Origin of the sequence: Corynebacterium aquilae DSM 44791 (assembly GCF_001941445.1) — a bacterium.
GTDB classification, from domain to species: domain Bacteria; phylum Actinomycetota; class Actinomycetes; order Mycobacteriales; family Mycobacteriaceae; genus Corynebacterium; species Corynebacterium aquilae.
Genome location: NZ_CP009245.1, coordinates 2,135,841 through 2,152,811, shown reverse-complemented (window position 1 = coordinate 2,152,811; position 16,971 = coordinate 2,135,841). Strand labels below are relative to the sequence as shown.

The following is a 16,971-nucleotide window of genomic DNA, read 5'->3' as shown; positions in this document are numbered from 1 at the left end:
TTGGGAGATACACGACATGCCAGTTCGCATCGTCACAGACTCATCCTCCAATCTGCCGGAAGACATCGTCGAGGAACTCGATATCGTCGTCATCGACTTGCACATGATGCGCTCCGGGGACGACGCATCCACCGCAGGACTGTCGGCGCTGGAATTGGTCGCCACCTACGCTAGACAGCTAGAACGTGGCCAAGATGACGGCATCGTGGCGTTGCACCTGTCCAAAGAACTGTCCTCCACCTGGTCGGCTGCGGTGACTGCAGCAGGCGTGTTTGAGGAAGGGCTAGTCAGGGTCGTCGATACAGAGTGCATCGGCATGGGGGTGGGTGCGGCCGCCATGGCTGCCGCCCGCCTAGCGCAACAGGGCGCATCCCTCGAGGAATGCTACGAAGTGGCAGCATCCACGGTGCGGCGCAGTGATATGTGGCTCTACATCAACAAGATGGACGCTCTGCGGCGATCGGGCCGGCTTTCTGCCGCCGATGCGCTGGTATCCACGGCGCTAGCGACCCGACCCATCATGCACCTCAACGATGGACGCCTAGAGATCGCGGCGAAAACCCGCACCCAAACCAAAGCTTTCGCAAAGCTCGTCGACATCATCGCCCAGCGGGCCGCAACCCGCCCCCTATTCGTTGCAATCCAACAGTTTGAGGCGCGCGAAGCCGCCCGGCTGCTATCAGATCAGCTCACCGCTGCGCTGTCGCCTGAATCATCCCTGATGATCGTCGACATGGACGCAGTGCTGTCGGTTCACGCCGGCCCCGGGGCGCTCGCCGTCAGCGTGGTGTTTCCCGACGACGACACCACCGCCACCCCCACCGGCGAACTAGCTGTCGAATAAACGCATCCCCCGCAATTTCTTATCGATCGAGGTGATCGCCGGGAGCCTGTGGGGCATACCAGTTACGTGGTCCGAGCTTGAACACGAACAGCGCGATGGCGACGGCGGGGATGATCAGCAACGGCCACATCACCTTCGTGGCAATAGCCGCAGCCACGATGATCAAAGACAGCAGGCCCATGAAGAATCCAGGGGCAAACGATGTAGGACGTGGGGGATTGGACATCTCTTCTCCTCCGTTTAGGTGAATTTTCCCCAATGGCAGTGGCTTGGATCACTTTTAGCGGTGTTTTGGGGCAACGATGTTCAGTGACCGAATGCGCTGGGCAACGTTTCACCCTAAAGGCTGATTCACGAAACTACCCGGGGTGGGGCGCTGCGGATGTGGATAAAGCCGTGGGGCAGGAGGAAGCCACTGGCGACACCCACAGCAGCCGCGGCGAGCCCCGACATGACAGCAGGCTGGCTTTGTAGCCTCAGCCCATGATTACCGAACGAGTCAAGGAACTGACACGTCCGTTGGGGGAGGAAGAACTTCTGGCGGTCAACTACCCCGAACCCCGGGTGCGAATCGACGCCAAGGCAGCCGTCGTGGCAACTGTGCTGGTGCTCAGCCTGGCACTCGCGGTGGTTCTTCTCACCTCCGGCGACAATCCCGAAAAAACGACGCTTGCGCCCGAACCTCTAGCCCCGCCAGCACCAACATCTCAGCACCTGGTTCTGGTGCACGGCACTCCTTCTGAAACCCGTCCCGAACCAAGTGCGGCACCCCAGCACATTGTCGTGAGTGTCGCGGGGGCGGTGGATAACCCCGGGGTGTTCACCCTGCCCGTCGGCGCGCGGGTCGCTGACGCATTGGCCCTGGCACGTCCTCGGGGCGACGCGGATATTGAGTCGATCCACCAGGCCCAAAAATTAAGTGATGAGATGCATGTGGTGGTGGGGGTTGTCGGCACCACGCCCGGCGGAGCGGGGGTGTTCCCCGCTGGCGGCGCGGCACACGCAGGGCAAGCCCCACCCCCGGCTGGTGCCCCAGTAGGAGGCACCACGGGGGTCAATATCAACACCGCCGATGCGGTCGAACTGGCACAACTGCCCGGAGTGGGAGAGAAGACCGCCGCCGCAATCGTTGAGCACCGGCAAGCATCCGGACCTTTTGCCAGCGTGGATGATTTGGCCAAGGTGAAAGGCATCGGCCCCGCAAAACTGGAGAAGCTGAAAGACAAGGCCACGGTGTGAGCCATGTGCGGCTGGTGCCACCGGCGATGATCACATGGTGTGCCACATGGGCGCTGCTGACGACCCACACCTGGTGGCTGCCGGTAGCAATCGTTGTGGTGATGGTGCTTCTGGCGCTGAGCCTGAAGCAGCCTGGTCAGGCGGTGGTGGGGGTGAGTGCTTCAAGCGCGGCGCTTGGCGTCGCGGCTCTGCGCATGCGGCAGGCGCGGGCGTCGCGGATCCAACCCGGGTTTCGTGGTGAGCTGTCCGGGCGTTTGCTGACGGCGCCGAAAACAGTGGCGGAAGACCTCAGCTTTGTGCAACTGGAAACGCCAGGTCACCCGGTTGCCGTTCCATTGCTGATTCGTGACGTGTTTGCCCAACCAGTTCCGCGGGGCAGCATGGTGCAGTGCCAGGCGACGGTGTCTGGTAGCCAACGTCCTGGGGTGGCGCAGGTCATCGCCAGTTGCGATTCCTTGCATGTCACTAGTCCGCCGAAGGGGGTGGCTGCGGTGGCGGAGGGGGTGCGTGCGAGTTTTGCTCGGGTGGCGCAGCATACGGCCGGCTCGACGACGGGCAGCCTGTTGCAGGCGATGGTGCTAGGCGATACCAGCGGCCAGAGTCCGCAGATGCGCCAGGTGTATCAACACACGGGGCTGAGTCATCTATCGGCGGTCAGTGGCGCCAACGTTGCCATCGTGGTGGGGGCAGTGTTTTTTCTTGCCGGGTTGTGGAGAGTGTCGATGCGCTGGCGGGTGGTGTGGGCTGCTGTGGCCTTGGTTGGGTTTGTATTGATCGTGGGGTTCGAACCGAGTGTTTTGCGAGCCACGATAAGTGGAGTGTTGGCCTTGGTGGGGGTGGTGGCGGCCACGCGCCAGGAGGCGATCCATGGGCTGGCGGTGGCGGTCATCGTGCTGGTGATCGTGGATTCCGAGATGGCTGTGTCTTATGGATTCGCGCTGTCTGTGGCGGCCACGGTGGGCATTGTGGCATTGCACCCGCTGTTGCTTAAGCCGGTGGCTCGGGCAGGAGTGCCAGGCCCTATTGCGCGGGCGGTGGCGGTGGCTGTGGGAGCGGATGTGGCTACCGCCCCATTGGTGGCGAGCATGGCGGGGCAGATTCCTGTGGTGTCGGTGGTGGCGAACTTGGTGGTGGCGGTGGCGGTTGCACCGATCACCGTGGTGGGAATGGCTGCCGCCGTGTGTGCGCCGGTGCCGGTGGTCGGAGATGTGGTGGCGGGCTTGTTGCTCACCGTGATAGCGCCGTGTGCGTGGTGGATTCAGCGTACTGCTACTGCGTTGGCGGGACTTGCACACCCGACTCTGCCAGTTGGGGATGACTTGGGTGGGATTCTTATTGCTGCGCTGATGGGGGCGTGGTTGGTGGCGCTTATCAGTGTGGGCGCCTGGCGGCGGTTGGGCGTGCTGGTGAGCGTCGGTGTGCTGTACGCCACGGGTGTGTTTGGTGTAGTGGGTTTGGGTGTTGATGTCCAACCGGTGCTGGAAAACCCCCGGGTTGTGGTGGTGGATACGGTGGCAGAGGCCGAGGCGATTGAGCTGAATGAAGGCGCCGGATTGGGCGGGCATGTCGATGCTGTGGTGGTGCGCCACTGTCGGCAGGTGTCGAAGCCTCGGCCGTTGCAGCGGGTAGATGGGGTGCCGGTGGTGTGTCCAGGCTGGCGGGTGCATGTCGATGGCACCCAAAGCTTCACGGGCGGGCAATAGCTGGCACACTATGACGTGTGACGAACCCAGTACAGCTCATTGTGGGGGATGATGAATTCCTCACCGAACGTGCCCGCCGTGAAATTATCGACCAGCTGCGGCAGCAGTCTCCTGGCCTTGAGGTGGTGGTGATGGCTCCTAGCGAGGTCACCGTCAACGAACTCAATTTGCAGTTGTCGCCGAGTTTGTTCGGCGATGATAAGGCGGTGGTGATTACGCGGGCCCAGGATGCTGGTAAGGATGCCGCGGATGCGGTGTTGGCGGCGGCGATGGACATGAGCCCCGGGATGACGTTGATTGTGCAGCACAGTGGGGGCGGCCGGCAGAAGCAGTTGGCGACGAAGCTGGAGAAGATTGCTCAGGTGCATCGGACGCCGAGCCTGAAGCCGAAGGATTTGCCGGGGTTTGTGCGCGAGGAGTTTGCGCGCCATCGGGTGTCGGTGACCCCGGATGTGCATTTGGCGCTGTTGGAGTCGGTGGGTAGTGATTTACGCGAGTTGGCTAGTGCTGTCGGCCAGCTGGTGGCGGATACGGGCGGGGATATTTCGGTGGCGTCGGTGCACGCCTACTACACCGGTGTGGCGGAAGTCAGTGGCTTTGAGATCGCAGATTTGGCGGTGCAGGGCAAGACTGCCAAGGCGGTGGCGTCGACCCGTCGGGCTTTGCAGCTGGGAATGAGCCCGGTGCAGTTGGCCAGCGCACTGGCCAACAAGGTTGATGCTATTGCGCGAATGTATTCGACACGTGGCAAGCCGGATGCTGGTGCGTTGGGCATGCATCCCTATGCGGTGCAGCTGACGCATCAGATTGCGCGCCGGTGGTCGGGAGAGTCGGTCAGCGATGCGGTGATTGTGGTCGCTGAGTTGGATGCGGCGGTCAAGGGGCAGGCCGCAGATCCGGAGTTCGCTATTGAGGATGCGGTGCGCCGGATTTCGGAGTTAGCGAAGTAGGGGACGCAAAAAATCCCCTTGTGCATGAAGCGCAAGGGGATCTTGTGGTGAGGTCTTGATTTGGGTGAGTCAAGACTTTCATGGTGGCTATGAGCACATCATCGGTGCCCAGGCCGGCTTTCGCCGTGTGGGAAAGCGCTTAGGCCATCTTGTTGACAGCAGAAGCCATGCGGGACTTCTTGTTGGCTGCGTTGTTGCGGTGGATGACACCCTTGGAGACAGCCTTGTCGAGCTTGCGGGAAGCAACACGCAGCTGGGTCTCAGCGGCAGCCTTGTCGCCGGCCTCAACGAGAGCGCGGAACTTGCGGATCTCGGTGCGGACTGCGGAGCGAACAGCCTTGTTGCGCTCGCGGGCTTCTTCGTTGGTGCGGTTGCGCTTGATCTGGGACTTGATGTTAGCCATGGGATAAACCTCTTGACGTTGGGGGACTGCTCGTGGTGCGAGTCCCGGTACGGAAATGCGCTTCGACAGTGCACGAACCCAAGGTCCTGTCCGCGGCTACTGTCAGCTGTTGCTGGCAGTGTGCCGAAGCGAAAGAAAACGTGGTGTTTTGGCTGCGTGCGGCTTCAGTGATGAGGTGCATCGATGGAGCGCGCAGGCGGCTGAAAAAGACACCGAGCGAAAACTTTACTCTTTTGGGGGGATTTCCTGCAAGTTTGGTGTGCTGGTGGGGTGTTAGGTCCAGCTGAATTCGTTGCGGAGGCGATGCGCGATGCGGTCGAAGCGGCGGCGGGGCATGATGGCGCCTTGGCGCCGGATGGCGTCTTCGGCGACGCGGACGACTTTGTCGAGTCGTACCCAACAGTTTTTCCCTGAGGTGTCCCAGGCGCCGGAGCCGATGTCGAGCCAGGTGCTTTCGGTGGCGTGTTGACTGTTGGGGGAGATGAGTAGTCCCAGGATGTGTTGCCGGGTGCGTCCAACGACGACGAGTGCGCGTTCTTGGGCGCTGCCGGTGGTTTCATCGGGCACCCATACCCACACGACTTCTCCGGGGTCGGCTTGGCCGTCCATGTCGGGGGCGTAGTAGATGGAGCGAGAGACGTCGCGACTGCGGATGACGTCTACCTCCGCCCGGTGGGAGTTGCGCTCAAAGTTTTCTGCGGGTTGTCCCTCGAGGCCGAGCCGGTGGGCGATGCGGTCGAGCCCCTGGTCGAGGTCACACACGCCGATTCCGCTGGGGGAGCTCAACAGGTGTCGCAGGCGGGCGAAAAGCCCGGTTTTGGTGGCGCGCTGCATGACCGCAATCATAATCACCGTCACGCTTCGGTATCTAGTAGTGGCGAGCAAGTACCTTGTGTTTCGGTGTCGTCGGGTACTGTTAAGCCCTGATCAACGAAAGGGTGAAGCTCGCAGATGGCCAGCAATTTTGCGGAGACAACGTTCACGGACCCGGCGCAGATCCGAAACTTCTGCATCATCGCGCACATTGACCATGGTAAGTCGACTCTGGCAGACCGTATTTTGGGTTTGACCGGTGTTGTTGAGGCGCGTGATATGCGCGATCAGTATCTCGACAACATGGATATTGAGCGCGAGCGTGGCATCACTATTAAGGCGCAGAACGTGCGTCTGCCGTGGGTGCCGCGCAGCGGTAAGCATGCGGGGGAGGAGATCGTCATGCACTTGATCGATACTCCCGGTCACGTGGACTTCACTTATGAGGTGTCCCGCGCTTTGGAGGCGTGTGAGGGCGCTATTTTGCTGGTGGATGCGGCGCAGGGCATTGAGGCGCAGACGCTGGCGAACTTGTATTTGGCGATGGAAAACGATCTGGAGATCATTCCGGTGCTGAACAAGATTGACCTGCCGGCCGCGGATCCGGATAAGTATGCCGAGGAGATCGCGCACATTATTGGGTGTGAGCCCGATGAGGTTTTGCGGGTGTCGGGTAAGACCGGCGAGGGGGTGCCGGAGCTGTTGGATAAGGTGTGCGATTTGGTGCCCGCCCCGACCAGTGAGTTCGGTAAGGAAGCGCCGGCGCGTGCGATGATTTTCGACTCGGTGTATGACACTTACCGGGGTGTGGTGACCTATATCCGTATGGTCGATGGCACCTTGGAGCCGCGCCAGAAGATCAAGATGATGTCTACTGGTGCCACCCACGAGTTGTTGGAGATCGGCATTGTGAGCCCGACTCCGAAGAAGTGCCGTGGGCTGGGGCCTGGCGAGGTCGGTTATCTGATTACTGGCGTGAAGGATGTGCGCCAGTCGAAGGTGGGCGATACCGTCACGTGGGCTCAGAAGGGTGCTGAGGAGGCGTTGAAGGGCTACGAGGAGCCCAAGCCGATGGTGTATTCGGGATTGTTCCCGATTTCGCAGGCCGACTATCCGGATTTGCGTGATGCGTTGGAGAAGCTGCAGCTTAACGATGCTGCTTTGACGTTTGAGCCGGAAACGTCTGTGGCTTTGGGCTTCGGTTTCCGCTGTGGCTTTTTGGGTTTGCTGCACATGGAGATCACCCGCGATCGTTTGCAGCGCGAGTTTGACCTGGATCTGATTTCGACGGCGCCGAGCGTGTCCTACCGGGTGGTAGCTGAGGATGGCACTGAGTCGATGGTGCACAATCCGAGCGACTGGCCGGGCGGGAAGCTGCGCGAGGTGTGGGAACCCATCGTGAAGACCACGATCATTGTGCCCGCGGAGTTTGTGGGTACCACCATGGAGCTGTGCCAGTCCAAGCGCGGTGAGATGAAGGGCATGGATTATTTGTCCGAGGATCGTGTGGAGCTGCGCTATGTGATGCCGTTGGGTGAGATCATTTTCGACTTCTTTGACATGTTGAAGTCCCGTACCCGCGGCTATGCCTCGTTGAACTATGAGGAGGCCGGTGAGCAGCAGGCCAACTTGGTGAAGGTCGATATTTTGCTGCAGGGCGATCCGGTGGATGCGTTTAGTGCGATTGTGCACCGCGATAATGCGCAATGGTACGGCAACAAGATGACTGTGAAGTTGAAGGAATTGATCCCTCGCCAGCAGTTTGAGGTGCCGGTGCAGGCTGCGATCGGTTCGAAGATCATTGCCCGTGAGAACATTCGTGCGTTGCGTAAGGACGTTCTTGCGAAATGCTACGGTGGCGATATTTCGCGTAAGCGCAAGCTGCTGGAGAAGCAGAAGGAAGGCAAAAAGCGCATGAAGTCCATCGGTTCGGTGGCTGTGCCGCAGGAAGCTTTCGTTGCTGCTTTGTCGACGGATGAGAACTAGGGTTTTTCCTTCGTAGTTTTCTCGCGCCCCCTGTTGTCCTTGGTGGACGGCAGGGGGCGGTTGCGTTGTTGGGGGCGGGCGCCGGGGTGGTTTGCGCTGCGGGGATGGGGTGTTGTGTGGGGGTGTGCAGCGGTGGGTGGGTGGAAGGTGGGATACTAAACCGCATGACTGATAAGGACGCTCGACTGGTACGCGGCGAGGTGTTTGGGCCTCGTTTGAAGCAGCAGACGATCAAGAAGATCACGCTGACCAACGCTGAGTGCGATGTGCGCCGGGTGGCGTTGGTGGATATTTCGCGGTCGGCGTGCGACATCATGGATGAGTTTGTGGTGTCTTTGGGTTTGCCGCCCCATCCGCGCACGGTGTTGACGTTGACGGGGCCGCGGAATACCTATGTGGGTCGGGCGGGCTATCACTATTTGCACGACAACTTGATTGATGCCACTGATTTGCAGTTGGCGGAGTTGATTGTGCCGGGCCGGGATGTGTTTTTGGAGGCCAGCCCGATGCATGGGTGGCGTTTCCGGTTGGAGTTGTCGGATCCGGAGCCGCAGGACATGGAGTTCGTTGCGGAGCAGCAGGGTTTGATTTGTTTGGTGGAGTATTCCGGCACGGTGGTCGATACCATCAGCCCGGCGACGTATGCGATGGTGCGTGCGGCGTTGTGTGGCCAGGATATTCCGCCGCATATTGAGTGGGTGGTTGATGATGCGGCGTTGGTGGATCGGATCCATGATCGTTTGCCGGATCCTTTGTATGACGTGTTGAAGTTTGGGGCGTGCCGTAACGCGGGGGTCAATATGGGTGCGTATCCGTTGTTTGATCTGTTGTTGGGGGAGGATGCGCGGTATACGGCGTTGGTGGCGTTGGTGGATTACATCAACAATCAGGGGCCGATTGCGTTGACGGATGAGGGGTTGTCGGATCCTGCGGTGGTCACTGAGCTGGTGGAGGGGGAGAGCTTTTTGACCTACCACATCTCTAAGCATCAGATTCGGCGTGCTCAGTATGAGCCGGCGTTGGCGGCGGCGTTGCGTATTGGTCAGGATGTGGGGCTGCTGGAGGCGATTGAGCAGTCGGTGTATTTGACGGATTACGCCAAGAAGTTGGTGGATTTGCCGACGTTGAATTTGGTGTTGCAGGTGGCGGCGTGGACGTTGTCGTGGTTGATTGACCATGATGCGTTGGACACTATTGAGCTGGAGGATGGGGTGCGTCCGCGGCTGGTGACGTTTGCGCCGCGGAAGGTGCGGACGACGTTTTCGGCGGTGTTGGATGATGTGACGATCCCGGAGCGGGTGTTGCCGAAGTTTGTGGCGACCGCGAAGGATGCGCAGGCGCATCCTTTGCAGGCGTCGACGGCGTATTTGCCGGGTGAGCCGTTGGATGTGCCGGCGGCGGCGTTGCATCAGCCGCATGTGGTGGCGCGGGTGACGCTTAATGGGGTGGAGCCGGCGATTACGCGAGTGGTGGCGGTGCCGTGGGGGGATGTGGTTTCCCAGGGCATGCAGGCTATTTTGTGCTTGTTTGGGTGGGAGAATAATCACCCGTGGTATGTGCAGTTTGATGCGCCGAAGGCGATTTCTTTGGCGGCGGTGCCGAGTGGTCAGCCGGGGGATTTGGGGGAGTTGTCGCAGGAGGAGCAGACGTGGCCGGTCCGTGTGGTCAATAGTCGCGATCAGGTCTATGGGCCGTTGTGTTATCGCGCGGATGCGGTGCAGTTGAGTCAGATTTTGATTCCGGCTGGCAGCCCGGTGACGTTGTGTTATGACCCGGGGGATAAGTGGCGGATGACGATTCATCCGATGCGGGTGGAGGATCGTGCCCGTGGTTATTACGTGGATGAGGCTGATCGGGCGTGCCCGCCGGAGGATTGTGGCGGCGTGGCTGGTTTTGAGCGTTTGCGGCAGATCACTGACGATGTGGAGGGTTATATTCTGTCGCACTGCCAGGAGGATGTGTCCAAGATTGAGCAGACCTTGGCGGAGTTTAAGGATCACGATTTTGTGCATCCGCAGTTTCCGCCCGGCTGTTATGAGGCGCAGTCTGAGTAGGTAGTTTTCGTTACTGCCTGGTGTGCTTGGGCCCGTGGGGGACCTCGGTGGGGCGCGGGGGTTTATGCACAAAGGGTGGTGGGTCGGTGCCGGTTGTGGCAGCGACCCACCACCCTTTGTGGTGTGTGGGTTGGGTGCGGGGTTATTTCGCGAAGATTACCGGCACCTGTTCGACGTCTTTGAAGCCTTCGGTGTGGTCGCCGAAGACTTTGAGAACGCAGTCTTGTTCGTGGCAGTTCACGCCGTCGCCGACGGGGCTGACGGCGATGGTGGCGGTGGCGGAGCCGTCGTTGTTGAGGGTTGCGGTGCCGCCTTCGGCTTTGATCCAGGCTTGGGCGGTGGCGTCACCGCGGCCGCCGGTGCACAGCGGGACAGGGGAGCCTGCGGGGCGTTCGGGCGCGCAGATGGCGGCGTAGTAGCCGAGCTTGGGGTCGAGTCCGGTGATGGTGACCGTGATTTCGTCGCCGTCGTGCAGGTTGGTGGCGGGGCTGGCTTCGAGGGTGACTCCGCCGGCGGTTTCGACCTTTGCGCTACCACCGGTGGCGGGGGCCTCTGAGGGGGCGGCGGCCAGGCTGGTGACGTTGGATGCGGTGGGGTTGACGCTGACGGTGGTGTCGGTGCTGTGGGATGCGTCGGTGGAGCATCCGGCGGCGGCCAGGGCTAGTGCGGCGCCACTAATCGCGAGGGCTCGGCGGGCGAAGGGCAGTTCAGTGGTCATGGTTGCTCACCTTACCTGGCTGCAGTCTGTGAGTGCTTTTCGTGGTGGCTGAGGCGGCGGTGGTGGAAGTGAGCGTTGGCGCTGGGGTGGGAAAAGTGGGGTGTTCGGTGGACAATGGTGGCAGCAAGGTGTGCTGTGGGTATGCCGTGTTGTCTCAGCGCTGTGTTTTCACGGCGGAGGTCTCGTGTGTGGCTTGTGCCGTTCGTGGCTGGTGGCGCTGAAGTGTTGTCGATAGCTGTTGGCGGCTCTAGTTAGCTCTTGTTAGCTGCTGGTGGCTGCTGGTTGCTGTTGGTGGCTGTTGGTAGTTGTTGGTGTTTTGTGTGGTTTTTCAGTTTGTTGGGCCCGCGGAAAATGGCCGGTGAACTGCGAACTTTTTATCTTTGCTCCAGCGTGTACGATTATCGGAGCCTGAGAATCACCTGAGAGGAAGGTGTCTTGTGACCAACGCCGCGCCCAAGGCGACGAAGAAGCCACAACCCAAGAAAAAGAAGCAGAAGCAGAGCACCTTCTTCGGTACTGTGCTGCCGCTGGTCTTGGTGTTGCTGGGTGTTCTGGTCGTCAGCTACCCCGTGGTGGCGATGCAGTGGAACAACTATCGCCAGGGCAAGATCGCTGAGGCGTATGCGGATTTGATCCAGACCCAGCCCGAGGCGACCGTCAATGAGAATCTGGTGCGCGCTGAGGAATACAACGCCAGCCACACTTCGGGTCCGACCTATGACCCGTGGACTGGTGGGGTGGATCCCAACAGCCCGGAGTATCAGGAATACCTCGGCCAGCTCAATGTGGTCGACACCATGTCGCAGCTGGTGATCCCCGATATCGGGGTGAATCTTCCCGTGTATCACGGGACCAGCGATGAGGTGTTGGAAAAGGGCGTCGGTCACTTGTTTGGTTCTTCGCTTCCGGTGGGCGGACCCAGCACCCACGCGGTGTTGACCGGCCACACTGGACTGACGAACTCGACGCTGTTTGACAATCTCACGGCGGTGAAAAAGGGCGACGCGTTCTATTTGAATACCTACGGCCGGCGTATGAAGTACCAGGTCGAGGACATTCAGGTGGTGTTGCCCGATAAGACTGATTCCTTGCGCATCGAAGAAGGCAAGGATCAGGTCACGCTGATCACCTGTACTCCGTACGGCATCAACTCTCACAGGCTTCTGGTCACCGGTACTCGTGTGCCGATGGATCCGGAGGAAGAAACCAAGGCTTTCGAGAATCACAACAAGATTGTGTGGACTTGGTGGATGATTCTGTCGGTTGCTGCAGTCGTGCTGATCCTGCTTGTGCTGCTAGTCTTAAGTGCACGTGCGATTTATCGCAAACTGAAGAAGAATTAAAAAACCCGTCGGTGGGAAATGAAAGGATGAGTTCAGGAATGACTCATGGAAAGAAATGGCGTTCGGCAGTTTTGGCTGCCGCGACCGCCGCTGCGATGTTGTCTGTCTCGCCGAGCGCGATGGCAGATACTGAAAAGGTCGTTAGTGGTGTCAGCGTCGATGCCTCGAAGCTGAACGTTGCAGCCATCGACATGAACCGCACCATTAATCTGAAGATTATTAAGAAGGTTAGTGGCGATCGTCCGGTTGCTGGCGTGCAGTTCCGTCTGCAGCGCCTGGAGGGTTTCGACCTGTCCACCACTGAGAACTGGCAGAAGGCTTTCGATCTGAAGGTTGCTGACGCCGCTCGTGGCCCGTTCGTGGGTTCTCCCATTGACATCACCACCAACGCTGATGGTGAGGCTACTGCCACCAACCTGGCGCGTGGCGTGTACTACGTCGTGGAGCTGGAGCCGACCACCGTTGATGGTGAGTACGTGAACTCCGCCCCCTTCGTGATCACCCTTCCCACCGGTAACCCGGAGGGCACTGCCTGGAACTATGACGTCTCCGTGAAGGCGAAGAACCAGCCGCGTCCGACCTACCCGGATCACACTCCGCCGCCGCCGGTGCCGGGTCCTGGCCCGGAGCCGACCCCGTCGAAGACCACCACTCCGACCAAGCCGACCTCCACCAAGCCCACCCCGTCGAAGACCACCGTGACGACCACTCCGTCCACCAAGACGAAGACCACCACGCCGCGTCTGCCCGACGAGGAAACCGTCACCCGCACGACCACCACCAAGACGACCACCACGGATCGTCCGGGCACCCCGGGTGAGGAAAACGTGCAGCGTAAGACCCCGAACACCCCGGAAGCTGAAAAGAGCGTTCCGCGTCGTGTGCGTGAGTCCCTCGCCTCCACCGGTGCCTCCGTCATCGGTGTCGTGATTGCTGGCTCCCTGCTGGTGATCGGCGGTATCTTCCTGGCTAGCCGTCGCCGTAAGACCGACGAGGCCTAAAACTAGCCTCTCGCACCCTTGAAAGACACCCCGGTTGAATCGGCGGTGTCAGGGGCGCCGGTCCGTGACACAACGGGCGTATTTCTTCTTCAGAAAAAGGCGCCATAAAAGCCGCAAGGCAAAATGCATAAATAAATGGCGCCTTTAAAGACCCCTTGGGAAAAGAATTAAAACTTTTTTCCAAGGGGTCTTTTTGTCGTATTTTGCCCCCTTTTTTTAGGGCTTTTTATCCCTTCAGCGCGGTGCCAGGAAAACGCTATTTCTTAGACTAATATGAGAGAAGTTTAAGTGTTCGGCAAGTGCTTGCTGTGAATGACAGTGGTGTCATTTGCGCGCGGGCCATTCGCCTCCGATGATGCGAAAAACCCCTCAAAGGGGGGTAAAAATGCAAAATGTGGCCAAGCTCATACTCGCAAAGGTGTGGCGCTGCCATCACCCACACGCCGGCCCGCCCGGCCAGCTTCCCTCCCGGGCACACCACCTCCACCCACCCCACTCACTACAGTGGAACCTATGCCACTGACAACCACCACCACCCGCATGCTCGGGCACACCATCTCCTCCCACACCCTCGACGGGATCTTCGCCCGCGAAATCTTCGCCGACGGCAACGACAACGCCCCACTAGTCATCTTCCTCCAAGGCGGGCCCGGACACCCCAGCCCCCGGCCCACCGCCATCGGCGGCTGGCTGAAAAAACTCCTCGAACGCCACCGCGTGCTCTTGCTCGACCAACGCGGCACCGGCAACTCCGGCCGCATCGACGCCATCAACCCCGCCACCGCCACCGAGCTGGAAAACTACCGCGCCGACGCCATCGTCGAAGACTGCGAAAAATTCCGCCAAGCCCTAGGCCTCGACACCGTCAGCCTGTTCGGGCAATCCTACGGCGGCTTCTGCATCACCACTTACCTAAGCAAACACCCCAACAGCGTCGACAAGGCACTACTGACCGGGGGACTGCCCGCCGTCGGCGTCCACATCGACGACATCTACCGGGCGACCTACACCAAACTGAAAAAACGCCACGACACCTTCAACCACCAAGTGCCCTGGGCCGCCGACCGCATCGCCGAAATCATCGACCACCTCGACAACAGCGACGAACGCCTCAGCACCGGCGAAAGGCTCAGCAGCCGGCGCTTTCGCACCATCGGCATCGAACTCGGTCGCGGCGCCGGATTCGCCACCCTTGCGCACCTGCTTGAAGAACCCTTCGTCACCGTCAAAGGCGAAAAGAAACTCCGCGGCGACTTCCTCCACAACGTCGGACAACGCGTCAGCTTCGCCCACGCACCCCTCTACGCCGTCATGCACGAATCCATCTACGCCGAAGGCTACGCCACCAACTGGTCAGCCCACCGCATCCGCGAAGAATTCGACTGCTTCGCCGAAAACGGCGGCACCTACCTCACCGGCGAACACATCTACCCCTGGATGTTCGACGAAGACCCCGCCCTGATCCCCTTCAAAGACCAAGCCGAAACGCTGGCCGCCAAAGCCGACTGGCCCGCCCTGTACCACCCGGACGCACTCGCCAACACCCCAGCGACAGCGGCCGCCGCCGTCTACCTCGACGACATCTTCGTGCCCTACGAGCACTCCATGAACACCGCCGCGATGTTCCGCGACCTACGCCCCCACGTCACCAACCAATACCAACACAACGGTATCGCCGAAAACGGCGCCGGAATCCTCACCCGGCTACTCGAACTCATCGCCGACCACTAAATCCAGCCCACACCCCGGCCACAAACACCGTGCCCCAGCGCCCTAGGGTCAACCCGCAGGCGCTGGGGCACTGCCATACCCACACCGAGCAGACCTACACAGCTCACCACCGCCGAGCACCCCGAGCCCCCAGCCCAATTAGCCGGGCAGCCGGTGTTTGATACCCAAGTCAAGAAAAACTAGGACTTGTCCTCGTGGGCGATCTTCCAGCCACCCACAATCAACGGCAACTGCAAGGGCAAACGCGCCCACGACAACACCCGCAAAGGCAGCGACTTATCCCGCCAATTCGCCACCATCTGGAAATTGCCCGGCCACACCCCCAACATCAACACCACCGTCATCCAGCCGCCCAACCGACGAGTCTTCGGCACCACCAACGCCGCAGCAGTGGCCAACTCCGCCACCCCAGAACCATAAGTCCACGCCCGCGCCGAACCCGGCAACTTCGCAGGCACCAACGTGTCAAAAGGCTCGGGCTTGCGAAAATGCTGCACCCCAGCGAAACCAAAAAGCGCCGCCAACAAATGATGACGCGCAAACACGCGACGAGAAACCGGTGGGAGATTCACAAACAATCAACCTTTCACAACAATCAACGCCTACAGCCCGCCACGCAGCACATACCAGCGCGCAGGGACCACAAGCTGGCCTTAAGACCCCAAGGCTACTCCTGCACCACGCCCTCGCGCCCAGCAGCCGGCACAGCGCTAACCAAAGCAACCGTGTCGTGCATGTCCTGCAAACTGCGGGCAGCCACCGTAGTCACCACAGCCACCAACAACACCAGCGCCGCCAACAAGCCCACCGCAACCGACTGCTGCACAAAAGCCTCCACCGCGGCCACCGCAACGCCCACCCACGAAGCAGCCGCAGCCATCCGCCACGACTCCTTCCGCCGCCGCACATCCTGGCGGATCAAGAAAAACTCGAACTCGGAAATATCGGCAGCCTTCCTACCGGCCACATAGCTAGCCAACGCGCGACTCTTTTCCACCCGCACCTCGGCAGCACACGGCACATCCTCCACATCGCCACGCAGCGCCCCCGGAGCAAGACCAAGCTCTTGAGCCCGCACCCGGGCCCGCCCGCGGGCCACACCCCACGCACCCCACACCTGAATCGTGCGGCCCAAAATTGCCGCCCACACCACCAAAGCCAACAACACGTACACCATCAGCAAGCCCCCTTCGCAGGACGTAGTGTGACCTCGGCCAAACAGGCCACCACCAGCGCAGTCGCCGCAGCGACCCCGCCAATACGAACCCACTGCTGCACATCTTCAACAACCCCAGCCACCATCAGCACCACCCCGATCGTCGCCAACACCGTGGCGACCAGCAGCGCCACGAACCACCGACGCATTTGTCGCAGCCGGCTAGGACGCAGCAACGCGTTTTCCTCACCGGTGGGCACCGCCCACAGCGCGAAAAAGGAATCCGCATACCCCGAACAAGGGTGGCGATTGCCAGCCCGCCGCCGGTGGCTACCGGAAGAATCCGAATGAATGCGGGGAGTGGTACGCGGAGCCACCGGGGGCACCAAGGGCGCAACAGCAGCCGCAGTCGCACCATCCTCGGCATGTCGCGAAGTCGCGTCTGCTGGCGCATCCGCGCCGCTTTGCTTACGCGCAGCAAAAGGCTTAGCTACCTCAGCGCCAGACACACTAGCCAGCACACAATCATCCAGCACCACGGTGCGCGGGGACGTGCTGGTGCAATCGTCCACGCTGCGCCGGGCAGCGGCCGCGACCGCGGCAGTAGAAAACAGTGGGCCAGACACCGCGCGCGGCTGCGGATAGTCGGTTGGAGCGGAATCAGCGGGCAGATCCGGCGCACTCGGTTCTGCCTTGTCCTCGGAGGCGACGGCGCGGGGCTCTGGGCGAGCAGCCGGACCGAAATCCGCCGCCAGGGCCTGGGCCTGGGTGGCTGGCTCTGGGGGATTTCCCGCAGCGTCCGGGGAGACTACCTCCAGTTTGGCGTGCCGCCCGGTCTGGAAACTTCTGCGCTGAGCCTCGGCTTCTGCTTCCGAGGCGCGCCACGGAAAGGACTGGGCCCGCCAGGTTCCCGTGGTACTCGTACCACCCGTTAAAGAAATAAACTCCGCGCCATAGGCTGCACGAAAAGTACCGGAATCAAGCGTTCCGGTTTCTGCAGCATCATCTCTAGGCGTGGAAGTCACGGGGA

16 protein-coding genes are annotated in these 16,971 nt (G+C 60.8%); 9 read left to right on the top strand and 7 right to left on the bottom strand.

Annotation, left to right across the window (positions count from 1 at the left end; genetic code table 11):
* Window positions 1–16 precede the first annotated feature (16 nt).
* Window positions 17–844 (top strand): DegV family protein, encoded by an 828-nt coding sequence (locus tag CAQU_RS09050; protein ID WP_075727070.1) that lies wholly within the window; start codon window positions 17–19, stop codon window positions 842–844.
* A gap of 19 nt (window positions 845–863) precedes the next feature.
* On the opposite strand, the gene CAQU_RS12680 is transcribed toward CAQU_RS09050, so the two are convergent.
* The gene (locus CAQU_RS12680) at window positions 864–1,070 is read right to left on the bottom strand and encodes a hypothetical protein (RefSeq protein ID WP_157108969.1); all 207 of its coding nucleotides are present in this window, start codon (window positions 1,068–1,070) and stop codon (window positions 864–866) included.
* Between the two features lie 257 nt (window positions 1,071–1,327).
* On the opposite strand from CAQU_RS12680, the gene CAQU_RS09045 reads away from it, so the two are divergent.
* From CAQU_RS09045 to holA, 3 genes are read left to right on the top strand one after another with little or no spacing between them, the layout of a single operon-like run.
* Window positions 1,328–2,083 carry a ComEA family DNA-binding protein gene (locus CAQU_RS09045; RefSeq protein ID WP_075727068.1) on the top strand — a complete coding sequence of 252 codons (756 nt, stop codon included), beginning with the start codon at window positions 1,328–1,330 and terminating at the stop codon, window positions 2,081–2,083.
* Between the two features lie 26 nt (window positions 2,084–2,109).
* Window positions 2,110–3,786 (top strand): ComEC/Rec2 family competence protein, encoded by a 1,677-nt coding sequence (locus CAQU_RS09040; RefSeq protein ID WP_157108968.1) that lies wholly within the window; start codon window positions 2,110–2,112, stop codon window positions 3,784–3,786.
* A 17-nt stretch (window positions 3,787–3,803) separates the two neighbouring features.
* Window positions 3,804–4,736, top strand: a complete 933-nt coding sequence (gene holA / locus CAQU_RS09035) for a DNA polymerase III subunit delta (protein WP_075727064.1) — start codon at window positions 3,804–3,806, stop codon at window positions 4,734–4,736.
* Window positions 4,737–4,875: 139 nt separating this feature from the next.
* On the opposite strand, the gene rpsT is transcribed toward holA, so the two are convergent.
* Together rpsT and CAQU_RS09025 are read right to left on the bottom strand one after the other, a co-directional pair.
* A complete protein-coding gene (rpsT, locus tag CAQU_RS09030) occupies window positions 4,876–5,139 on the bottom strand; it encodes a 30S ribosomal protein S20 (protein ID WP_075727062.1) in 264 nt (87 codons plus the stop codon).
* Window positions 5,140–5,412: 273 nt separating this feature from the next.
* Window positions 5,413–5,973, bottom strand: coding sequence for a type II toxin-antitoxin system PemK/MazF family toxin (locus CAQU_RS09025; RefSeq protein WP_075728640.1), 561 nt, complete (start codon window positions 5,971–5,973; stop codon window positions 5,413–5,415).
* Window positions 5,974–6,090: 117 nt separating this feature from the next.
* On the opposite strand from CAQU_RS09025, the gene lepA reads away from it, so the two are divergent.
* Window positions 6,091–7,938 carry a translation elongation factor 4 gene (gene lepA / locus CAQU_RS09020; RefSeq protein ID WP_075727061.1) on the top strand — a complete coding sequence of 616 codons (1,848 nt, stop codon included), beginning with the start codon at window positions 6,091–6,093 and terminating at the stop codon, window positions 7,936–7,938.
* Window positions 7,939–8,102: 164 nt separating this feature from the next.
* Window positions 8,103–9,992, top strand: a complete 1,890-nt coding sequence (locus tag CAQU_RS09015; protein ID WP_075727059.1) for an IS1096 element passenger TnpR family protein — start codon at window positions 8,103–8,105, stop codon at window positions 9,990–9,992.
* A gap of 142 nt (window positions 9,993–10,134) precedes the next feature.
* On the opposite strand, the gene CAQU_RS09010 is transcribed toward CAQU_RS09015, so the two are convergent.
* Window positions 10,135–10,710 carry a neocarzinostatin apoprotein domain-containing protein gene (locus CAQU_RS09010; RefSeq protein ID WP_075727058.1) on the bottom strand — a complete coding sequence of 192 codons (576 nt, stop codon included), beginning with the start codon at window positions 10,708–10,710 and terminating at the stop codon, window positions 10,135–10,137.
* A 437-nt stretch (window positions 10,711–11,147) separates the two neighbouring features.
* Here CAQU_RS09010 and CAQU_RS09005 point away from each other — a divergent pair, with 437 nt between their 5' ends.
* The 3 genes from CAQU_RS09005 (at window position 11,148) to CAQU_RS08995 (ending at window position 14,785) form a co-directional block, all read left to right on the top strand.
* Complete coding sequence (locus CAQU_RS09005) at window positions 11,148–12,053, top strand: class C sortase (RefSeq protein ID WP_075727056.1); 906 nt, start codon at window positions 11,148–11,150, stop codon at window positions 12,051–12,053.
* A gap of 38 nt (window positions 12,054–12,091) precedes the next feature.
* A complete protein-coding gene (locus CAQU_RS09000) occupies window positions 12,092–13,054 on the top strand; it encodes an LPXTG cell wall anchor domain-containing protein (RefSeq protein ID WP_075727054.1) in 963 nt (320 codons plus the stop codon).
* A 519-nt stretch (window positions 13,055–13,573) separates the two neighbouring features.
* Window positions 13,574–14,785: an alpha/beta fold hydrolase gene (locus CAQU_RS08995; RefSeq protein WP_245797337.1), complete on the top strand. Its 1,212-nt coding sequence runs from the start codon at window positions 13,574–13,576 to the stop codon at window positions 14,783–14,785.
* A gap of 179 nt (window positions 14,786–14,964) precedes the next feature.
* Here CAQU_RS08995 and CAQU_RS08990 read toward each other — a convergent pair whose 3' ends face one another.
* The 3 genes from CAQU_RS08990 to CAQU_RS12675 all read right to left on the bottom strand — a co-directional run bounded on the left by CAQU_RS08990 (window position 14,965) and on the right by CAQU_RS12675 (window position 16,966).
* Window positions 14,965–15,357: a DoxX family protein gene (locus tag CAQU_RS08990; RefSeq protein ID WP_245797244.1), complete on the bottom strand. Its 393-nt coding sequence runs from the start codon at window positions 15,355–15,357 to the stop codon at window positions 14,965–14,967.
* Between the two features lie 95 nt (window positions 15,358–15,452).
* The gene (locus CAQU_RS08985) at window positions 15,453–15,962 is read right to left on the bottom strand and encodes a hypothetical protein (RefSeq protein WP_075727050.1); all 510 of its coding nucleotides are present in this window, start codon (window positions 15,960–15,962) and stop codon (window positions 15,453–15,455) included.
* Complete coding sequence (locus CAQU_RS12675; protein ID WP_157108965.1) at window positions 15,962–16,966, bottom strand: hypothetical protein; 1,005 nt, start codon at window positions 16,964–16,966, stop codon at window positions 15,962–15,964. Before CAQU_RS12675 ends, CAQU_RS08985 begins: the two co-directional genes overlap by 1 nt.
* Window positions 16,967–16,971 lie beyond the last annotated feature (5 nt).